Consider the following 18,207-nt stretch of genomic DNA (forward strand, 5'->3'; position numbering starts at 1 on the left):
ATCCGAGAGGTGTGTGGGCAGGGCGGTGTGATACCTTGGGCCGGTAAGCCCCGGGTCCGCCTCTGCTCTGCATGCCGCCCGGGGCACGGCTCTTTCTGGGGAAGCTGCCAGCGACCGGCCCCCGGACAGGTAAGAACTTACCGCCTCCAAGTCCGATTCAGCAAGCGTATTCGCGTACGCATGCTGTTAACCCCTCTCAGGGTCAGGAGGCGCCGTCGGCGCGCAGCGGGAAGACGTTGCCCCGGGCGGAGTCCCGCAGCGACCCGAGCACCGCGCCGATCTTGTCGGCCGGCATCGGCTTGAAGAAGTGGTAGCCCTGGGCGGCGGTGCAGCCCAGCTCGGCCAGCGCGGTGCGCTGCTCGGCGGTCTCCACGCCCTCGGCCACCACCCGCAGCCCCAGCTCGTGGGCCAGGCCCACGGTGGTCCGGACGATCGCCGCCGCCTCCGGTGAGTCGGCCATCCGGAGCACGAACGAGCGGTCCACCTTCAACTCGTCCACGGCGATCCGGGTGAGGAACGTCAGCGAGGAGAAGCCGGTGCCGAAGTCGTCCACGGCGAGCTGCACGCCCATGGCGCGCAGCGTCGCCAGCACCTCGTCGATGACCTCCAGCTCGCTCATCACCACCGTCTCGGTGATCTCCAGGACCAGCCGGTGCGGCGGCACCTGGTGGCGGAGCAGCGCCTCCTCGATCTCGACGGGCAGCCGCGGGTCGAGCAGGCTGCGCGCGGACAGGTTCACCGAGATCGGCACGTCCAGCCCGTCCCGCGCCCACCCGGAGGCGACCGCCAGCGCCTTGTCCAGCACGTACCGGGTGAAGCTGCCGAGCTGCTCGCTGTTCTCCACCGGCCGGATGAAGTCGGCCGGGCCGAGCCAGCCCCGGCGCGGATGCCGCCACCGGATCAGCGCCTCCACCCCGGTCGGCGCGCCGGTCGCCAGGTCCACCGCCGGCTGCAACGCCAGCACCAGCTGGTCGTCGGCGGCCAGCGCCTCCCGCATCTCCGCGAGCAAGGCCAGGTGGTCGGTGCTCGCCGCGTCGCGCGAGCTGTCGTACGCGGCGACGCTGCCGCCGCCCTCCTTCGCCTGGTACATGGCGATGTCGGCACGCCGCAACAGCTCGGTCAGGTCGGCGGTGCCCGCGTCGGCCACCACCACACCCACCGCCACCTCGACGGACATCCGCACCCCGGCCACCTCGGTCGGTGCGGCGAGGCGCTCGGCGACCTCCCGGGCCTGACGCAGCGCGTACGCCAGCGGGGCCGTCCGGTCCTCGACCAGCGGAACCGAGGTCAGCAGCAGGGCGAACTCGTCGCCGCCGAGGCGGCCGAGCAGATCACCCGGCCGGGTCAGCGCGGCGAGCCGGTTGGAGGTCAGCCGCAGCAGCTGGTCGCCCGCCGAGTGCCCCAGCGTGTCGTTGACCTCCTTGAACTGGTTCACGTCGAGCAGCAGCAGGGCCACCGGGTGGTCGTGTGCGCGCTGCCGCAGCGCCTGGTCGCCCTTCGCGAGCAACGCCGACCGGTTGAGCAGGCCGGTGAGCTGGTCGTGCACCGCGTCGTACGACGAGCGGGCGGTGACCAGCCGCAGCTCGCGGTGCGTGGCGGCGTCGTGCAGCGCGGCGGCCAGGGCGTCCCCGAAGGCCGCCACGCCGTCGCGTTCCCGGGCACTCGGCGGGGCGGACCGGGCGAACCGCACCCGCAGGCGGCCGACCTCGGCCGAACCCACCGCGAGGCGCCGCACCAGTTCGTGCTCCCCCACGCCGAGGCCGGCCGACGGTTCCACCTCCCGGTCGCGTACCTGGCCGCCGCGGTCGGCCCGGTAGCGGCGCCAGCGTCCCTCGCCCCGGGCCACGTCCACCTCGACCAGTTCCGCGCCGAACAGGGTGAGCGCGCCGGTCACCGCGGCGGTCGCCACGCCACGCTCGTCGAGCTGGTTGAGTGCGGCGGTGGCCTCGGCGAACGCCCGCCAGGTCCGCCGCTCCTGGTCGGCCCGGAGCCGGTGGCGGTAGGTCTGCTGGAGCAGCCAGAGCGGTGGCGGCAGGAGCAGCAGCCAGCGCGCGTCGAGTTCGAGCAGCGCGACGACCACCAGGCCGACCGCCACGTTGCCGACGAACATGAGCAGCTTGCCGCGCAGCGCGGCGAGCAGCGGCGGGCCGATCGCGATGCCGTGCCGCAGGGCGAGCGCGACGGCGCCCAGGAAGGCGGTGGTCAGCAGGTAGGTCACCGCGGCGGCGCTGAGCGTGAGCGCCAGCTCCGGGGTGGGCGCGGCGAGCAGCGGCGCCCCGAGCGCGGTGGCCACCGCCGCGGCGAGCGCGGTGGCGGCGGTCAGCGAACCGGCGATCCCCACCAGTTCCAGGGCGGAACGGCGGTCGGAGAGCACCGACATCACGGTCCAGGCGGCACCCACGCCGAGCAGGGCCGCGGCCGGGAGCCAGCCGGCCGGCACCAGCCAGAGGCAGACCACCAGTGCGGCCTCACCCCAGGTGATGCTCACCATGCCCGAAGCGGTACGGAAGCGCAGCCGGGCGAGCTGGGCCACCGCGAACGCGGCGACGGCGATGCCGAACCGCGCCGGACCCGGCAGTGGGTGGCCGGCCGGCAGGTGCGCCGGGACGGTGAGGCCGAGCACTGCGGCGAGCAGACCGGTCAGCGCGACCGCGACGGTGAGCAGGACCACGCCCGTCGGTGTCCCGCGCAGGCCGATCCGGTCGGGGGAACGGTCGGCCGGCTCGGTGGTCACGGGGCCGCCCCGTCGACAGGTCGGGCCGGGGCATGGCCGGGGGCCGGTGTTGCCATCGACATCGGCGTGCCCCTTCCGCGCAGGGTCCGGTGGCCTGACGGTCCCCCCGGCGGAAGGCTAAGCCAAAGCCGGTGGTCGCAACAGGGGGCGACGACCGGCTTCGACGTGATTCATGCGGTGTTCAGCTGTTGCGGCGCTGCTGAGAGCCGTTTGACGCGTTCGTCGGTGAATCCTGCTCGACGAGCCCGTCTGTCGGATCGGCGACTGCGGAATCGGCCCGGCCCGGGCCGCCCTGCTGCGGGAAGCGGTCGGGCAGCCGGCGCAGCCGGGCGTTCATGTTGCGGATCAGCAGGACGGTGACGGTGGCCAGCGCGACGATGAGGAAGAGGCCCATCGGACCGGCCAGACCACCCGTGCGGGTGTCACCGAAGTTGTTCTGCGCGAGCACCTCGACGGTGGTCAGCATGGTGTTCCTCCGATGTGCGGCTGAGCACCAGGGTAGACCCCGGCCAGGTCAGTGGGCACGGCACGCCTCCCGTACGCCCGCGAACAGGTCGGACTCGGGCAGCGGGCTGTCGACCAGTGACCTGGCGAGTTGGAAGTCCTCCGTCGGCCAGGCGCGCTTCTGCAGCTCCATCGGCACCTGGAACCAGAAGCCGTCCGGGTCGATCTGGGTGGCGTGCGCGCGCAGCGCGTCGTCCCGGACCGGGAAGTAGTCGGCGCACTCGACCCGGGTGGTGATCCGGGCGCCCTTGTCGGGGCGCTCGTCCCAGCGCTTCATCCAGTCGCCGTACGGCGATTCGAGGCCGGCGGCGAGCACCGCCTCGTGCAGGCTCATGATCTTGGCGCGGGAGAAGCCCACGTCGTAGTAGAGCTTCAGCGGCTGCCACGGCTCGCCCAGCTCGGGGTGGCGGTCCGGGTCACCGGCCGCGTCGAACGCCGCCACGGTGACCTTGTGGGTCATGATGTGGTCCGGATGGGGGTAACCGCCCTCCTCGTCGTACGTGGTGACGACGTGCGGGCGGAACTGCCGCATCAGTCGCACCAGCGGCGCGGCGGCGACGTCCACGTCCTGGAGCGCGAAGCAGCCCTCCGGCAGCGGCGGCAGCGGGTCGCCCTCGGGCAGCCCGGAGTCGACGAAGCCGAGCCACGCCTGCTCGACGCCGAGGATGGCCCGCGCCGCGTCCATCTCGGCCCGCCGGATGTCGCCGATGTTCGCCCACACGTCGGGGCGGTCCATCTTGGGGTTGAGCACACTGCCCCGCTCGCCACCGGTGGCGGTGACGACCAGGACGTCCACCCCCTCGGCGACGTATTTCGCCATGGTGGCCGCGCCCTTGCTCGACTCGTCGTCGGGATGGGCGTGCACCGCCATGAGACGCAGCTTCTCTGCCACCTTCGGCGCTCCTCGTCTGTGCCCGCCGACCGACCCGGGGCCGGGCGGCTGACCTGCCGGAATCTCCCCCCGCGCCCGCGAAAGCCCCCGTGACGGCCGGTCGGGGGCCGCCACCGGAGTGGCCAGGGCCACGCCCGCCGGTCCAGGCCGACCTGCCATCCTTGACTCAGCGCCGGGCTGGGAAGATGGACCTAGCCATTCTTGCCGATGCCGCCGACAACAACGCCAGGAGACAGCCGCCGGTGAGCGAGACGCACGCCACAGTCGCCGCGGAGGCCCCGGCCTTCCCGCCGGGCCGCTACGGCCGCCGCCGGGAGCCGGGACGCCGCCGTCCGCTCCTGCTCGCCCTGACCGTCACGGTCCTGCTGGCAGTCCTCGGGCTGGGCGCGGCGAAGCTCTACTACCAGTACGGCGACCCGGAGTACCAGGGCGAGATGATCAGCTACTCCGACATCACCGACTCCCGGGTGGCTGTCGACTTCCGGGTCACCGTACCGCCGGGCGGTTCGGCCACCTGCCTGCTGCGGGCCCGCTCCCACGACGGGGCCCAGGTGGGCAGCGCGGAGGTCACCGTGACCGCCGACCCCGGCCAGCGCCACATCCGGACCCGGCAGGAGGTGCCCACGAGCGCCCGGCCGTTCATCGGCGAGGTCCTGCGCTGCCGGCCGGCCGGCTGACCCGGACCGCCGGCGAGTCGCCGGCAGCCACACCCCGGCCCGTCACCGCCACCCGGGGTGATTGATCACACCTCGACGCGTACCGCACTGGTAGCCTTGCAAGTTCACCTGTCAGCCAGTCCGCACCAATCGAGGAGATCGCCTGTGTCCACAAATGGAAACAAGGCGCCCGCCACCTGGCTGTCCCAGGACGCCTACGACCGTCTGCAGGCCGAGCTCGACGAGCTGATCGCCAACCGGCCGGTCATCGCCGCCGAGATCAACGCCCGGCGCGAGGAGGGCGACCTGCGGGAGAACGGTGGCTACCACGCCGCCCGCGAGGAGCAGGGCAAGGCCGAGGGCCGCATCCTCTACCTCAAGGAGCTGCTGCGCACCGCAAAGGTCGGTGAGGCTCCGGACACCGACGCGGTGTCCCCGGGCATGGTCGTGAAGATCTACTTCGACGACGACGCCGACGACAGCGAGACCTTCCTGCTCGGCTCCAGGGAGATCGCCTCCACCACCGACCTCACGGTCTACAGCCCCGAGTCCGCGCTCGGCAAGGCCATCCTCGGCGGCAAGGCGGGGCAGACCTGCACCTACACCGCGCCCAGCGGCGCCGATATCAAGGTGACCATCGTCTCCTTCGAGCCGTACAGCGGCTGACCCTTCCGGACCCGCGCCGGATGGCTCGGGTCCCGAACCCGACCGAGGCTGACAGGCCCTCCTCGGACCCGAGCCGCACACCCGAACGCCCCGACCGGATCATCCGGCCGGGGCGTTCGCGTTCCGCCGAGTGGCTCAGCCCTCGCCGGTGAAGACCACCTGGTAGCCGCTGGCCCGCAGCGCGCTGATCAGCGTGTCCGAGTGCTCCACCCCGCGGGTCTCCACGGACAGGGCCACCTCCACCTCACCGAGGCGCAGGTGCGGGTTGGCGCGCTGGTGCACCACGTCCACCACGTTGGCCCGGTGCTCGGCGATCTCGCCGAGCAGGGAGGCGAGCTGGCCGGGCCGGTCCGTGCAACGCACGGTGATCCGCAGGAACCGGCCGGCCGCCGCCAGGCCGTGCTCGATCACCCGGAGCATGAGCAACGGGTCGATGTTGCCGCCGGAGAGCACAGCGACGACCGGGGCGCTCACCTCCACCGCGCCCGCCAGCAGCGCCGCCACGCCCACCGCGCCGGCCGGCTCCACCACCTGCTTGCCGCGTTCCAGCAGCATCAGCAGCGCCCGGGAGATGTCCTCCTCGGAGACCGTCACCACGTCGTCGACGAGCTTGCGGACGTGGGTGAAGGTCAGCTCGCCCGGCCGGCCGACGGCGATGCCGTCGGCGATCGTCGCGAACGAGGGCAGCCGCAGCGGCTCACCGGCCCGCAGCGAGGGCGGGAAGGCGGCGGCACTCGCCGCCTGGACCCCGATCACGCGTACGTCGGGACGCAGCGCCTTCGCCGCCACCGCCATGCCCGAGACCAGCCCGCCGCCGCCCACCCCGGTCACGATGGTGCGTACGTCCGGGCACTGTTCGAGGATCTCCAGCGCGACGGTGCCCTGCCCGGCGATCACGTCGGCGTGGTCGAACGGGTGGATGAACACCGCGCCGGTCCGCTCGGCGAACGTCTGCGCCGCCACCAGCGACTCGTCCACCGTGTTGCCGACCAGCTCGACCTGCGCGCCGTACCCCTTCGTGGCGGCCACCTTCGGCAGCGGCGCGTTGACCGGCATGAAGACGGTGGCGTGCGCGCCGACCAGCCCGGCGGCGAGCGCCACCCCCTGGGCGTGGTTGCCGGCGCTCGCCGCGACCACGCCGCGGGCCCGCTCCCGGTCGGAGAGCCGGGAGATCCGCACGTACGCGCCGCGCACCTTGTACGACCCGGCGCGCTGGAGGTTTTCGCACTTGAGCCAGACCGGCCCGCCGAGCGCGGCGCTGAGCGGCCGGGACGGCTCCAGCGGGGTGGTACGGGTGACACCGGCGAGCAGTTCCCGCGCGGCCTGCACGTCGGCGAGGCCGACCAGTTCCGTCATGCCCCGATCGTGCCACCCGGCCCCGGTGGGATTTGCGCCGACGTGGCCGACGGCGCGGGGTGCCCCGGCCCGCCCGGCTGACCCGGCCACGCCGGCTGACCGGGCCATGCCTGCTGACCGGGCCATGCCTGCTGACCCGGCCACGCGGGCACGGCCCGGGCGAGGCGGTCCTGCTGGGCGGACGAGATCCGGCGGATCAGCACGACGAACGCGATGCCGGCGACCAGGCACGCCGCCGCCGGCACCAGCCGGGGCACGAGCGCCTCCTCGTAGAAGCGCACGTACATGCCGAACTCCGCGTCGTTGCGGGGCAGCTCGGTCAGCCGGTCGTAGCGCCGCTGCTGGGCCCGGGCGACGAACCGGTCACCGATCAGGAACACCAGCCAGCTCGCCCACCACACCCCGACCAGCCACGACTGGCGGCCCCGCCAGACGCTGTTGCGGAGCAGGTCGGCGAGCACCCGGGCCGGCACGACGAGGTTTGCCAACGGGACCAGCCAGCCGGCGATCGCCCACGCCGGGCTGAGATTCGGCGCGGTGCCCGGGAAGGCGTCCAGGTTCTTGCGCGCCCGCCAGGTCCAGATCACCACGAGCGTGCCGGCGGTCAGGAGTGCGAGCAGGTAGGGCAGGGTGAACAGCACGTCGGCCAGCACCGCGCCGAGCAGCATGTCCCGGTCGAGCTGCTCGGCGGCCGAACGGGCCATCCGCACACCCACCAGCGGGGACAGGGCCGCCAGCAGGTAGAACAGGGCGGCCGCGCCGACCGCGAACGCGCTGGCCACGGCCAGACCGCGTACGCCGTACGTGGGCGTGCCGGGGGTGACGGCGGGCTGACCGACGCGGGTGCCGCAGCGCCGGCACTCCTCATAGGCCGGGGACGTGGCGTCCCCGCAGGTCTGGCAGTGCATCGGGGACCGTCCGAGGTGGGTGTGCGACAGAGGTGCGCACACGTTAGACGATCACGCGGTGGCCGGCGACCCCGTTCCGGCGCGGGGATAGCCGGGCGCGTGCCGGGCCCATGGCGCCTGCATCTCGAACTGACCGGCCACGCCGAGCAGCAGCAGTTCGGAGCCGGGCGGGCCGACGAACTGCACGCCCACCGGCAGGCCGTCCGGGCGGCGGCCGACCGGCACCACGATCGCGGGCAGCCCGGCGATGTTCCACGGCGCCGCGTACGGGGCGTACCTGATGTTCGTCGACATGTTCGCCAGCCAGGAGCGGCCGGACCACCCGGCGGCCTCCGGCGGCGGCCCGGCCAGCGCCGGGGTGAGCAGCAGGTCGATCGAGTTGTCCGCGAAGAAGTTCACCGACCGTTCGCGCCAGGCGGCCCGGTCGGCCTCCCGCACGTACCCCCGGCGTTGCGCCCACTCCCCGAGCGTGACGTGCCGGCGGCTGCGCCGCTGGAGCTGGCGCGGCGCCACCCCGGCGGCGCGCACGTCGGCGGCGGCGGCCGCGAACCAGGTGGCGATGCCCTGGAGACCGAGCCGGGTCGGGTAGACCGGGTCGGTGGGCACCGTGTCGTGACCGGCGGCGGCCAGCAGCCGGCCGGCGGCGGCGACCGCGTCCCGGTTCGGCGCGTCCGGCGAGACGCCGCGTACCGGGGAGCGCAGCGAGACGCCCACCCGCAGCCGGGCCGGCGGGACCAGCTTGTCGGGCCGGCGCCCGGCCAGCACCGAGAAGCCGACCACCGCGTCGGCGACCGTGCTGGTGAGCATGCCGTGCTCGGTCAGGCCGAACCAGTCGTCCGCGCCGAGCTGGCAGGGCACCACGCCCCGGCCGGGCTTGAGCCCGACCAGGCCGCAGCAGGCCGCCGGGATGCGGATCGAACCGAGGCCGTCGTTGCCGTGGGCCATCGGCACCAGCCCGGCGGCCACCGCGGCTGCCGCGCCACCGGACGAGCCGCCGGGGGTGCGCGCCTTGTCCCACGGGTTGCGGGTCACTCCGGTGTCGTCGTCGGTGAGAGCCCACAGGCCCAGCTCCGGCATCCGGGTCACGCCGAGGATCACCGCGCCCGCGCCGCGCAGCCGCCGGACCACCTCGTGGTCGGCCTCCGCCACCTCGGTACGCATCGCGGCCGACCCGTTCCAGGTGGGCAGGCCGGCCACCGGCGTGTTCTCCTTGACCGCCACCGGCACCCCGGCAAGCGGCAGGTTCGCCAGTTCCTCCTGCTCGTCGACCTTCTCCGCCTCGGTGATCGCCTCGCCGCCGCGTACCGTGCGGAACGCGCCCAGCTCACCGTCGACGCGGTCGACGTGGTCCAGGTGGTCGGCGACGACCTGGGTGGCGGAGACGTCGCCACGGCGGACCGCCCGGGCGATCTGTTTCGCGGTCGTCCCGACCCAGGTCGTCGGCAAGATCTCCGGCACTGCCACCCTCCCCAGCCAGCGGTCAGCCCAGGGCCTGCTCCAGATCGGTGAGCAGGTCGTCGACCGTCTCGATGCCGACAGACAGTCGCACGAGATCGCCGGGAACTTCAAGCGGCGAGCCCGCAGCGCTCGCGTGTGTCATCCGGCCCGGGTGCTCGATCAGGGACTCGACGCCGCCGAGCGACTCGGCGAGCACGAACAGCCGGGCCCGGTTGCAGATCTCGACGGCGTGCTCCTCGCCGCCCGCCGCGCGGAACGAGATCATGCCGCCGAAGCGGCGCATCTGCTTGGCGGCCACCTCGTGGCCCGGGTGCGACGGCAGGCCCGGGTAGATGACCTGGGCGACCTTGGCGTGCCCGTCCAGGTAGGCCGCGATCCGCTCGGCGTTGTCGCAGTGCCGGTCCATCCGTACCCCGAGGGTCTTGATGCCGCGCAGCGTGAGCCAGGCGTCGAACGGGCCGTTCACCGCGCCCATCGCGTTCTGGTGGTAGCGCAGCTCCTCGCCGAGCGCGCGGTCCGCCGCGACGAGCGCGCCGCCGACCACGTCGGAGTGCCCGCCGACGTATTTGGTGGTGGAGTGCACCACCACGTCCGCGCCGAACGCGATCGGCTGCTGCAGGTACGGCGAGGCGAACGTGTTGTCGACCACCAGCAGCGCGCCCGCGTCGTGCGCCACCGCGGCGAGCGCGGCGATGTCGGCGATGCCGAGCAGCGGGTTCGTCGGCGTCTCCACCCACACGATCCGGGTGGCGCCCGGGCGGATCGCGGCCCGCACGGCGTCCGGGTCGGAGACCTTCGCCGGGGTGTACGCCAGGCCCCAGCGCTCGGCCACCTTGGCGAACAGCCGGTAGGTGCCGCCGTACGCGTCGTCCGGGATCACCACGTGGTCGCCCGGCTTGCACACGGTCCGCAGCAGCGTGTCCTCGGCGGCGAGGCCGCTGGCGAAGGCGAGCGCCACCGGGCCACCCTCCAGCGCGGCCAGGCACTCCTGGAGCGCGTCCCGGGTGGGGTTGCCGGAGCGGCTGTATTCGTAGCCCTCGCGGGGCGCGCCGACGGCGTCCTGGGCGTACGTGCTGGTCTGGTAGATCGGCGGGATCACCGCGCCGGTGCGGGCCTCCGGGTCCTGACCGGCGTGGATGGCGAGTGTCTCGAAGCCGTGGCTCATGCCCGGAAGGCTAGTCCCTGCGTCCGCCCCCGGTACGCGATGTCCCCGTCGCGGGTGCCGCGCCGCTCCCACCCGGTGGCGGGAGCGGCGCGGGACGATCAGGCCGCAGGTACCGGCAGCACGTGCAGGGTGGCCGGCCGGGCGCCGGTCCAGTCCGAGGTGATCGCGTAGAGCCGGGCGCCGTTGGGAGACCAGGCCAGCCCTCCGGGTACGAGGTCCGCGCCCAGCTCGAACCGGGCCTGCTCGGTGCCGTCCAGCCCGAACACGAACACGTCCGGGTCGTAGGAGGCGTCGGCGCCGCCGGCCACCCGGGTGCCGTCCCGGGTCAGCTCGACCGCGTTGGGGTAGGCGCCGGTCCGGAACGTCGCCGTCGGGGTGGTGATGGCGGCGAGCGGGAACGCCTGCACCTCGTACGGGGCGCCGGAGGCGGTGTAGATCGTGTCGCCGGCCGGGTTCAGGGCGATGTCCCGCAGGTTGCTGCCGACTGCCATGAAGTCGTTCGTCCGCAGGAAGCTGAGCGCGCCGCCGGTGCCGATGGCGTAGGCGTCTACCGACGCCGGGCTGACCCCCGGCTGGCCGACAAGCAGCACGGTGCGGTTCTGCTGGGGGGCGGTCATCAGCGGCGCGCCGTAGTAGGTCTCCCGGGCCAGCCCGGTCGTCAGGACGGCCGGCTGGCGGCCCAGGTCGAGCCGCCCGATGTTGCCGTCCCACCCGCCGCAGCCGTAACCGAACCACAGGAAGCGGCCGGTCAGCGCGAGCGAGGAGGGACAGGCGGCCGCGCCGGTGTCGAACCGGGCGAACTCGGTGAGGGTGCCGGTGTTCACCGCCGCGATCGCGTTCGCCGACGGCAACGCCACGTAGAGCGTCTGCCGGTCCGCGCTGAGCTGGAGGTCGGTCGGGCCGGGCAGGCCGGACAGGGTGCTGACCAGGTCGCCGTTCGCGGCGGTCACCACCACGTCGGTGGAGTTCCGGCCGCCGCTGACGAAGATCCGGTCGCCGGCCGCGACCACGTCTGCGGCGTCGGCGATCGGCAGGGGTACGGCCCGGGGCGCGGCCGCGGCGGAGGCGGACACGCCGGGTACGGCGGCGAGCAGCATGCCGGTGAGCGCGGCCAGGGCCGGCGCGAGGCGTCTGTCGAGGCGCAAGGGTGTTCCCTTCACGAGGTCGGCCGCGGCGGTGGCCACGGCCGGATGGCTGCCGGACCGTCCTCGGAGGCGGTCGGCGAGCACACCCGGACGGGGACCGGACCGGTCCCGTCGCGCGTCAGCACCATCGCCCCCGAACGTGCTGATCCAGACTCATGAATAGTTACCACAATCGCTCGCCGCCGTGGGGGCGACCCGTCAGCGCGGCAGGGCCGCGGACGGCGCGCGCGGGGCCCGGACGGCATACCCTGCCCGGATGAGCGGGTGCGTGTTCTGCGGGATCGTGGCGGGCGAGGTGCCGGCCTTCCGGGTGACCGACGAGCCGGACGGGGTCGCGTTCCTCGACACCCGGCCGGTGTTCAAGGGCCACGTGCTCGTGGTGCCCCGGCCCCACCTGGTCGCCCTGCCCGACCTGCCGGGCGACGCACTGCCCGGCTACTTCCGGCTGGTGCGGCGGATCGTCGTGGCGGTGGAGGCCGGTCTGGGCGCCGGTGGGACGTTCGTGGCGATGAACAACCGGGTGTCGCAGTCCGTACCGCACCTGCACACCCATGTGGTGCCCCGGACCAGGGGCGACGGTCTGCGCGGGTTCTTCTGGCCGCGTACCCGGTACGCCGACGACGCCGAGGCGGCGGCCTTCGCCGGCCGGATCTCGGCGGCGCTGGCCTGACGGCGGCGTGGGCGGGTAAGGAACCGGGGGCCGGCGCTGTTGCACACGCTGGGAAAGCCAAGAGAGGAGTCCCACCGTGTTCCTCCGCCGCATGAAGGCCGAGATGATCTCTCCTGACCAGGCCCTGCCGGGCCGCCCGATCGCGATGCCGATCGCCGACCGGCACGAGGTGCTGCCCGCCTCGCTCAAGGGCCCGTTCCCCGAGGGCGCGCAGGTCGCCGTCTTCGGCATGGGCTGCTTCTGGGGCGCCGAGCGGCTGTTCTGGACCCTCCCCGGCGTGGTCACCACGTCCGCCGGCTACGCGGGCGGGTACACCACCAACCCGACGTACGAGGAGGTCTGCTCGGGCATGACCGGGCACGCCGAGGTGGTCCAGGTGGTCTACGACCCGTCGAAGATCGCCTACGAGGACCTGCTGAAGGTCTTCTGGGAGAACCACGACCCGACCCAGGGCATGCGCCAGGGCAACGACGTGGGCACCCAGTACCGCTCGGCGATCTACACCACCACCGACGAGCAGCTGGCCGCCGCCAAGGCGTCGCGGGACGCGTTCGCGCCGATCGTGGCCCGGGCCGGCAAGGGTGAGATCACCACCGAGATCGCCCCGCTCGGCGACTACTACTTCGCCGAGGACTACCACCAGCAATACCTGGCGCCGACGAAGAACCCGAACGGCTACTGCAACCACGGGCCGAACGGGATGTCCTGCCCGGTCGGCGTGGCCCGTACCGCGGGCTAGGCCTGGGTCGTCAGTCTGGATCCGACGACGAGGAGGGCACGATGGACGGCGCATGCCCGACCGGGTATGCCAAGCCGGTCATCGTGCCCCGATCGCCCGGAGATTCTTCGCGCGCCCACCGAGGGGCCGTGGACCTGCCGCAGCACCTGAAGTGGTCGTGCAACAGCAGGTACGACCCGGCACAGCCGGGCCGGATGCGGGGTCGCTTCGATGAGCGGTTGGGATTTACCTCACGTCTCCCGGTGGGACGAGGTCGGACATCAGCCGCCGACAGGCACGGAAGAACACCACAGGAGGCGACCCCCCTTCGTGGGGGCGCATGGTAGCAAGCTGTCACACGTTCGTCATCGTCTCAACAGGCGAACCGCAACAAGCTCTGGCAGCATTGGCTCGTATGTGCGGACTTGCGGGAGAGTTCCGTCGTGACGGTTCACGCGCCGACGTCTCGGCCGTGGAGCGGATGGCGGCCACGATGAGTGACCGAGGGCCCGACGACAGCGGCGTCTGGTCGCAGGGCCCGACCGCGCTGGGACACCGGCGCCTGAAGATCATCGACCTGTCCGCGGCGAGCGGCCAACCCATCGTTGACGCCGCCGCCGGACTCACCGGTGTCTTCAACGGCTGCATCTACAACTACCGGGAGCTGCGTGCCGAGCTTCAGGCCAAGGGCCACCGGTTCTTCTCGTCCGGTGACAGCGAGGTCGTGATCAAGGCGTACGCCGAGTGGGGGCTCGACTTCGTCGACCATTTGATCGGCATGTTCGCGGTGGCGATCAGCGAACGCGACACCGGCCGCCTGGTGCTGGCCCGGGACCGCCTCGGCATCAAGCCGCTCTACCTGGCCGAGAGCCCCGGCGTGGTCCGGTTCGCCTCGACCCTGCCGGCGCTGCTCGCCGGTGGCGGCATCGACACCACCATCGACCGGGTGGCGCTCGCCCACTACCTGAGCTTCCACAGCATCGTGCCGCCGCCGCGCACCATCCTGGCCGGCGTCACCAAGCTGCCGCCGGCCACGGTCCGGGTGTACGAGGCGGACGGCTCCACCCACGAGCGGGTCTACTGGGACCCGACGTTCGGCCGTGCCGCCGAGCGGGCCGGCTGGTCCGAGCGGGACTGGCAGGACGCGCTGCTCGACTCGCTGACCACCGCCGTACGCCGCCGCATGGTGGCCGACGTGCCGGTGGGCGTGCTGCTCTCCGGCGGCCTCGACTCCAGCCTGGTCGTCGCGCTGCTCGCCGGCGAGGGGCAGGCCCGCTCCGGCCTGGCCACGTTCTCCATCGGCTTCGACGCCGTCGGCGGCCGGGAGGGCGACGAGTTCGTCTACTCCGACCTGGTGGCGAAGACGTTCGGCACCGACCACCACCAGATCCGGGTGCCCACCGGCGACCTGCTGCCGCCGCTGGAGGCCGCCGTCTCGGCCATGAGCGAGCCCATGGTCAGCCACGACTGCGTCGCGTTCTGGCTGCTCAGCCAGGAGGTCGCGCGGCACGTCAAGGTGGTGCAGTCGGGCCAGGGCGCGGACGAGATCCTTGGCGGCTACCACTGGTACCCGCCGCTGGCGGGGGTGGACCGGGAGCAGGCGCTCGAGACGTACGCGAAGGCGTTCTTCGACCGCGACGCGGCCGGACTGGCCCGGGTGCTCAACCCGGCGTGGCTGGCCGACGGCGACCCGGCGCGGGAGTTCGTGGCCGCGCACCTGGGCCGCCCGGGCGCGCAGACCGCCGTGGACGCCGGCCTGCGGATCGACACCCAGGTCATGCTGACCGACGACCCGGTGAAGCGGGTCGACAACATGACCATGGCACACGGGCTGGAGGCCCGCGTGCCGTTCCTCGACCACGAGTTCGTCGAGCTCGCCGCGAGCTGCCCGCCGGAGCTGAAGCTGGCCCAGGGCGGCAAGGGCGTGCTCAAGGAGATCGGCCGGCGGGTCCTGCCACACGAGGTCATCGACCGGCCCAAGGGCTACTTCCCGGTGCCCGGCCTCACCCACCTGGAGGGCAAGCTCCTCGACCGGGTACGCGACGCCCTCACCGCACCGGAGGCGCGCCGTCGTGACCTGTTCCGCGCCGACTACGTCAACGCGCTGCTCGCCGACCCGAATGCCGAACTGACCCCGTTGAACGGAAACAAGCTGTGGCAACTGGGACTCCTGGAAATGTGGCTCCAGAGCCACGGAATCGACTGACAGTGACCGACACCCTCGCCACCGGAACGGCGCGTACCGACCGGGAACGGGTGCTCGGGCGACGCCGGGAACGCACCGGCCCCGGCGGCGACCCGATCGCACCGGGTACGCCGGAGCCACGGCAGCCGCAGACCGCTGACACCGACGCCTCGGGCGTCGTGCTGGACTGCGGCTGGGGCCGGCTGGTGTTCGGGCAGACGTTCGACGACCAGGTGCACGTGGCCGACGTGCTGCGGTCCGAGGCGGTCGGCGCCCGGGACATCTGCATCTACCTGCGCGATCCGCACGTGCTGGTGTCCCGGCTGCCGGACGAGCTGTTCATCGACCCGTCGCTGACGTACCGGCTGCCGCTGGGCGAGAAGCGGCCCGCCGCCACCGAGGGCGGCGAGGTGCCCGGGCTGACCGTCCGGCGGTTGCGCGACGCCGCCGACGCGGAGGCGGTGAACCGGATCTACGCCCGCAACGGCATGGTCACCGCCCCGGTCGAGGTGCTCGTGGACAACGCGGGCACGGACCGGTTCCTGCACCTCGTCGCCGAGGACGCCACGGGCGAGGTGGTCGGCACCATCACCGGCGTGGACCACGTCGCGGTCTTCGGGGACCCGGAGAAAGGCGCCAGCCTGTGGTGCCTGACCGTCGACTTCAACACCGCCCCGCCCGGCACCGGCCAGGCGCTGCTCACCGCGCTCGCCGACCGGCTCGACGAGCGCGGCCGGGCGTTCGTGGACCTGTCCGTGCTGGCCGAGAACTCGGGCGCGATCCGGCTGTACGAACGCCTCGGCTTCCACCGCACCGGCACGCTCTGCGTCAAGCGGAAGAACCCGATCAACGAGCGCCTGTTCCTGCCCGCCATGCCCGAGGGGTACGACGAGCTGAACCCGTACGCGAAGATCGTCGCGGACGAGGCGATGCGGCGCGGCATCCGGGTGGAGGTGACCGACCCGCACTGGGGTGAGCTGAAGCTGACCAGCGGCGGCCGGACCATCCACACCCGCGAGTCGCTGTCGGAGCTGACCTCGGCGGTGGCGATGAGCCGCTGCGACGACAAGCGGGTGACCCGGCGCATCCTCACCGAGGCGGGGCTGTCGGTGCCGCGCGGACGCACCGCCACCGGCGAGCCCGACGACGTCGCGTTCCTCAACGACGTGGGCCCGGTGGTGGTCAAGCCGGCGCGGGGCGAGCAGGGCAACGGCATCACCGTCGGCGTGCGTACGCCGGAGGCGCTGACCGCCGCCGTCGAGCTGGCCCGCCGGTTCTGCCCGGACGTGCTCATCGAGGAGCTGCGCGAGGGCGAGGACCTGCGGGTCGTGGTGATCGACCACGAGGTGGTCGCCGCGGCGGTGCGCCGGCCGGCGCAGATCACCGGCGACGGGGTGCACGACATCACCGAGCTGATCGAGCGGCAGAGCCGCCGCCGGTCGGCCGCCACCGGCGGCGAGTCCCGCATCCCGGTCGACGACATGACCCGCGAGGTGGTGGCGGAGGCCGGGTACCGGATGCACGACGTGCTCCCGGAGGGCGAGGTGCTGGCGGTCCGTCGGACGGCCAACCTGCACACCGGTGGCACGATCCACGACGTGACCGCCGAGCTGCACCCGGCCATCGCCGAGGCGTGCGTCACCGCGAGCCGGGCGCTGGACATCCCGGTCACCGGGCTGGACCTGCTGGTTCCCGCCCCGGACCAGCCGGAACACGTGTTCATCGAGGCGAACGAGCGCCCCGGACTGGCCAACCACGAGCCGCAGCCCACCGCCGAGCGCTTCGTCGACCTGCTCTTCCCGGGTACCCGGGCACCGCAGCGACTCTGGTCGCCGGCCGGTGCGGCAGGCTCTGGGGCATGACCGCACGCAAACCACAACCGCTCAAGCTCGACCTCGACTACCTCCGCCAGGTGCTGGTGGAGCTGCTGGAGATCCCCAGCCCGTCGGGACGCACCGACCACATCCAGCAGTACGTGGGCGAGCGGCTCTCCGCGATCGGGATCAGCTCCACGCTGACCCGGCGCGGAGCGCTGAGCGCCTGCCTGCCCGGCCCCCGGTCGACGGGCGCCGACCGGGCCGTGGTGGTGCACACCGACACCATCGGCGGCATGGTGAAGCGGCTCAAGGAGAACGGCCGGCTGGAGGTCAACCCGATCGGTACGCACAGCGCCCGCTTCGCCGAGGGCGCCCACGTGCGGATCTTCACCGACGACCTGGAGCGGGTGATCACCGGCCAGGTGCTGCCGCTGAAGGCGAGCGGCCACCGCTACAACGAGGCGGTCGACCTCCAGGGTGTCGGCTGGGAGCTGGTCGAGGTGCGGGTGGACGAGCCGGTGCACGACGAGGCCGGGCTGCGGGCGCTCGGCATCGACGCCGGGGACTTCGTGGCGTTCCTGCCCAACCCGACCATCACCCCGAACGGGTACGTCAAGTCCCGGCACCTGGACGACAAGGCGGGCGTGGCGGCGGTGCTGACCGCGTTCAAGGCGATGGTCGACGCCGGGGTCACCCCGGCGGTCACCGCGCACCTGCTGGTCACCGTCACCGAGGAGATCGGCCACGGCGCGAGCCACGGACTGGACCCGGACGTCGCGGAGATCGTCTCGGTGGACGCGGCGGTGGTCGCGCCGGGCCAGCAGTCCCGGGAGACCGCTGCCACGCTGGCGATGGGCGACGGCGTCGGCCCGTTCGACTACCACCTGACCCGCAACCTCGCCTCGATCGCCAAGGAGCACGGCGTCGACCTGGTGCGGGACGTCTTCGACTACTACCGCTCGGACGTGGCGGCGGCGGTCGAGGCCGGGGCGCACGCCCGGGTGGCGCTGCTCGGCTTCGGCGTGGACGCCACCCACGGCCACGAGCGCACCCACCTCGACGGGCTGCACCAGCTCACCCAGCTGCTCTGCCTCTATCTCCAGAGCCCGCTGGTCTTCCCGGAGTGGGACGCCGAGCCCGAGGGCGACCTGGCCGACTTCCCGTCGCTGGCGGTGCAGCCGGCGAACGAGGAGGGCCCCCGCGAGGGCCCGATCGGCCTGGACTGACCGGGCCTGTGATCGAAATCCGTTGCCGCGGCCGCCGGGAAGTGGATAGCGTGGCGGTACACGGGAAAGGAGGTGGTCCAGACTTGTATAGCAATCGGACTCGTGAG

15 protein-coding genes are annotated in these 18,207 nt (G+C 73.0%); 7 read left to right on the top strand and 8 right to left on the bottom strand.

From position 1 onward, the window contains the following. Positions 1-202: 202 nt before the first annotated feature. From ACGFIA_RS04115 to mca, 3 genes are all read right to left on the bottom strand, one after another. Positions 203-2,698, bottom strand: coding sequence for a putative bifunctional diguanylate cyclase/phosphodiesterase (locus tag ACGFIA_RS04115; protein WP_393258613.1), 2,496 nt, complete (start codon positions 2,696-2,698; stop codon positions 203-205). A gap of 217 nt (positions 2,699-2,915) precedes the next feature. Next, positions 2,916-3,200: a hypothetical protein gene (locus ACGFIA_RS04120; RefSeq protein ID WP_357381745.1), complete on the bottom strand. Its 285-nt coding sequence runs from the start codon at positions 3,198-3,200 to the stop codon at positions 2,916-2,918. A gap of 48 nt (positions 3,201-3,248) precedes the next feature. Continuing rightward, positions 3,249-4,130: a mycothiol conjugate amidase Mca gene (gene mca / locus ACGFIA_RS04125; protein ID WP_357381743.1), complete on the bottom strand. Its 882-nt coding sequence runs from the start codon at positions 4,128-4,130 to the stop codon at positions 3,249-3,251. A gap of 242 nt (positions 4,131-4,372) precedes the next feature. On the opposite strand from mca, the gene ACGFIA_RS04130 reads away from it, so the two are divergent. Both ACGFIA_RS04130 and greA read left to right on the top strand, forming a co-directional pair. Then, on the top strand, positions 4,373-4,807 hold the full coding sequence (locus tag ACGFIA_RS04130) for a DUF4307 domain-containing protein (protein ID WP_357381741.1): 435 nt from the start codon (positions 4,373-4,375) through the stop codon (positions 4,805-4,807). Positions 4,808-4,951: 144 nt separating this feature from the next. Continuing rightward, the gene (greA, locus tag ACGFIA_RS04135; RefSeq protein ID WP_357381739.1) at positions 4,952-5,452 is read left to right on the top strand and encodes a transcription elongation factor GreA; all 501 of its coding nucleotides are present in this window, start codon (positions 4,952-4,954) and stop codon (positions 5,450-5,452) included. A gap of 135 nt (positions 5,453-5,587) precedes the next feature. On the opposite strand, the gene ilvA is transcribed toward greA, so the two are convergent. The 5 genes from ilvA to ACGFIA_RS04160 all read right to left on the bottom strand — a co-directional run bounded on the left by ilvA (position 5,588) and on the right by ACGFIA_RS04160 (position 11,484). After that, positions 5,588-6,808 carry a threonine ammonia-lyase gene (gene ilvA / locus ACGFIA_RS04140; protein ID WP_357381737.1) on the bottom strand — a complete coding sequence of 407 codons (1,221 nt, stop codon included), beginning with the start codon at positions 6,806-6,808 and terminating at the stop codon, positions 5,588-5,590. Beyond that, entirely contained in the window at positions 6,805-7,716 is a 912-nt protein-coding gene (locus ACGFIA_RS04145; RefSeq protein WP_393258456.1) for a DUF4328 domain-containing protein, read from the bottom strand. The genes ilvA and ACGFIA_RS04145 overlap by 4 nt, the downstream gene beginning before the upstream one ends. A 51-nt stretch (positions 7,717-7,767) precedes the next feature. Beyond that, positions 7,768-9,180, bottom strand: coding sequence for an amidase (locus tag ACGFIA_RS04150; RefSeq protein ID WP_393258459.1), 1,413 nt, complete (start codon positions 9,178-9,180; stop codon positions 7,768-7,770). 16 nt (positions 9,181-9,196) lie between these two features. Further along, positions 9,197-10,339 carry a cystathionine gamma-synthase gene (locus ACGFIA_RS04155; protein WP_357470190.1) on the bottom strand — a complete coding sequence of 381 codons (1,143 nt, stop codon included), beginning with the start codon at positions 10,337-10,339 and terminating at the stop codon, positions 9,197-9,199. Between the two features lie 98 nt (positions 10,340-10,437). Next, entirely contained in the window at positions 10,438-11,484 is a 1,047-nt protein-coding gene (locus ACGFIA_RS04160) for a hypothetical protein (protein WP_357381728.1), read from the bottom strand. A 256-nt stretch (positions 11,485-11,740) separates the two neighbouring features. Between ACGFIA_RS04160 and ACGFIA_RS04165 the strand changes: the two genes are divergently transcribed. From ACGFIA_RS04165 to ACGFIA_RS04185, 5 genes are all read left to right on the top strand, one after another. Continuing rightward, complete coding sequence (locus ACGFIA_RS04165) at positions 11,741-12,154, top strand: HIT family protein (protein WP_393258464.1); 414 nt, start codon at positions 11,741-11,743, stop codon at positions 12,152-12,154. Between the two features lie 76 nt (positions 12,155-12,230). After that, positions 12,231-12,893 (top strand): peptide-methionine (S)-S-oxide reductase MsrA, encoded by a 663-nt coding sequence (gene msrA, locus ACGFIA_RS04170; RefSeq protein ID WP_357381723.1) that lies wholly within the window; start codon positions 12,231-12,233, stop codon positions 12,891-12,893. A gap of 394 nt (positions 12,894-13,287) precedes the next feature. Further along, positions 13,288-15,078 (top strand): N-acetylglutaminylglutamine amidotransferase, encoded by a 1,791-nt coding sequence (locus ACGFIA_RS04175; protein WP_357381721.1) that lies wholly within the window; start codon positions 13,288-13,290, stop codon positions 15,076-15,078. 2 nt (positions 15,079-15,080) lie between these two features. Then, positions 15,081-16,919 carry an N-acetylglutaminylglutamine synthetase gene (gene ngg, locus ACGFIA_RS04180; RefSeq protein ID WP_357381719.1) on the top strand — a complete coding sequence of 613 codons (1,839 nt, stop codon included), beginning with the start codon at positions 15,081-15,083 and terminating at the stop codon, positions 16,917-16,919. After that, a complete protein-coding gene (locus ACGFIA_RS04185) occupies positions 16,916-18,100 on the top strand; it encodes an osmoprotectant NAGGN system M42 family peptidase (RefSeq protein WP_357381717.1) in 1,185 nt (394 codons plus the stop codon). The genes ngg and ACGFIA_RS04185 overlap by 4 nt, the downstream gene beginning before the upstream one ends. Positions 18,101-18,207 lie beyond the last annotated feature (107 nt).

The organism is Micromonospora sp. NPDC049203 (assembly GCF_043197215.1).
Taxonomy (GTDB): Bacteria; Actinomycetota; Actinomycetes; order Mycobacteriales; family Micromonosporaceae; genus Micromonospora.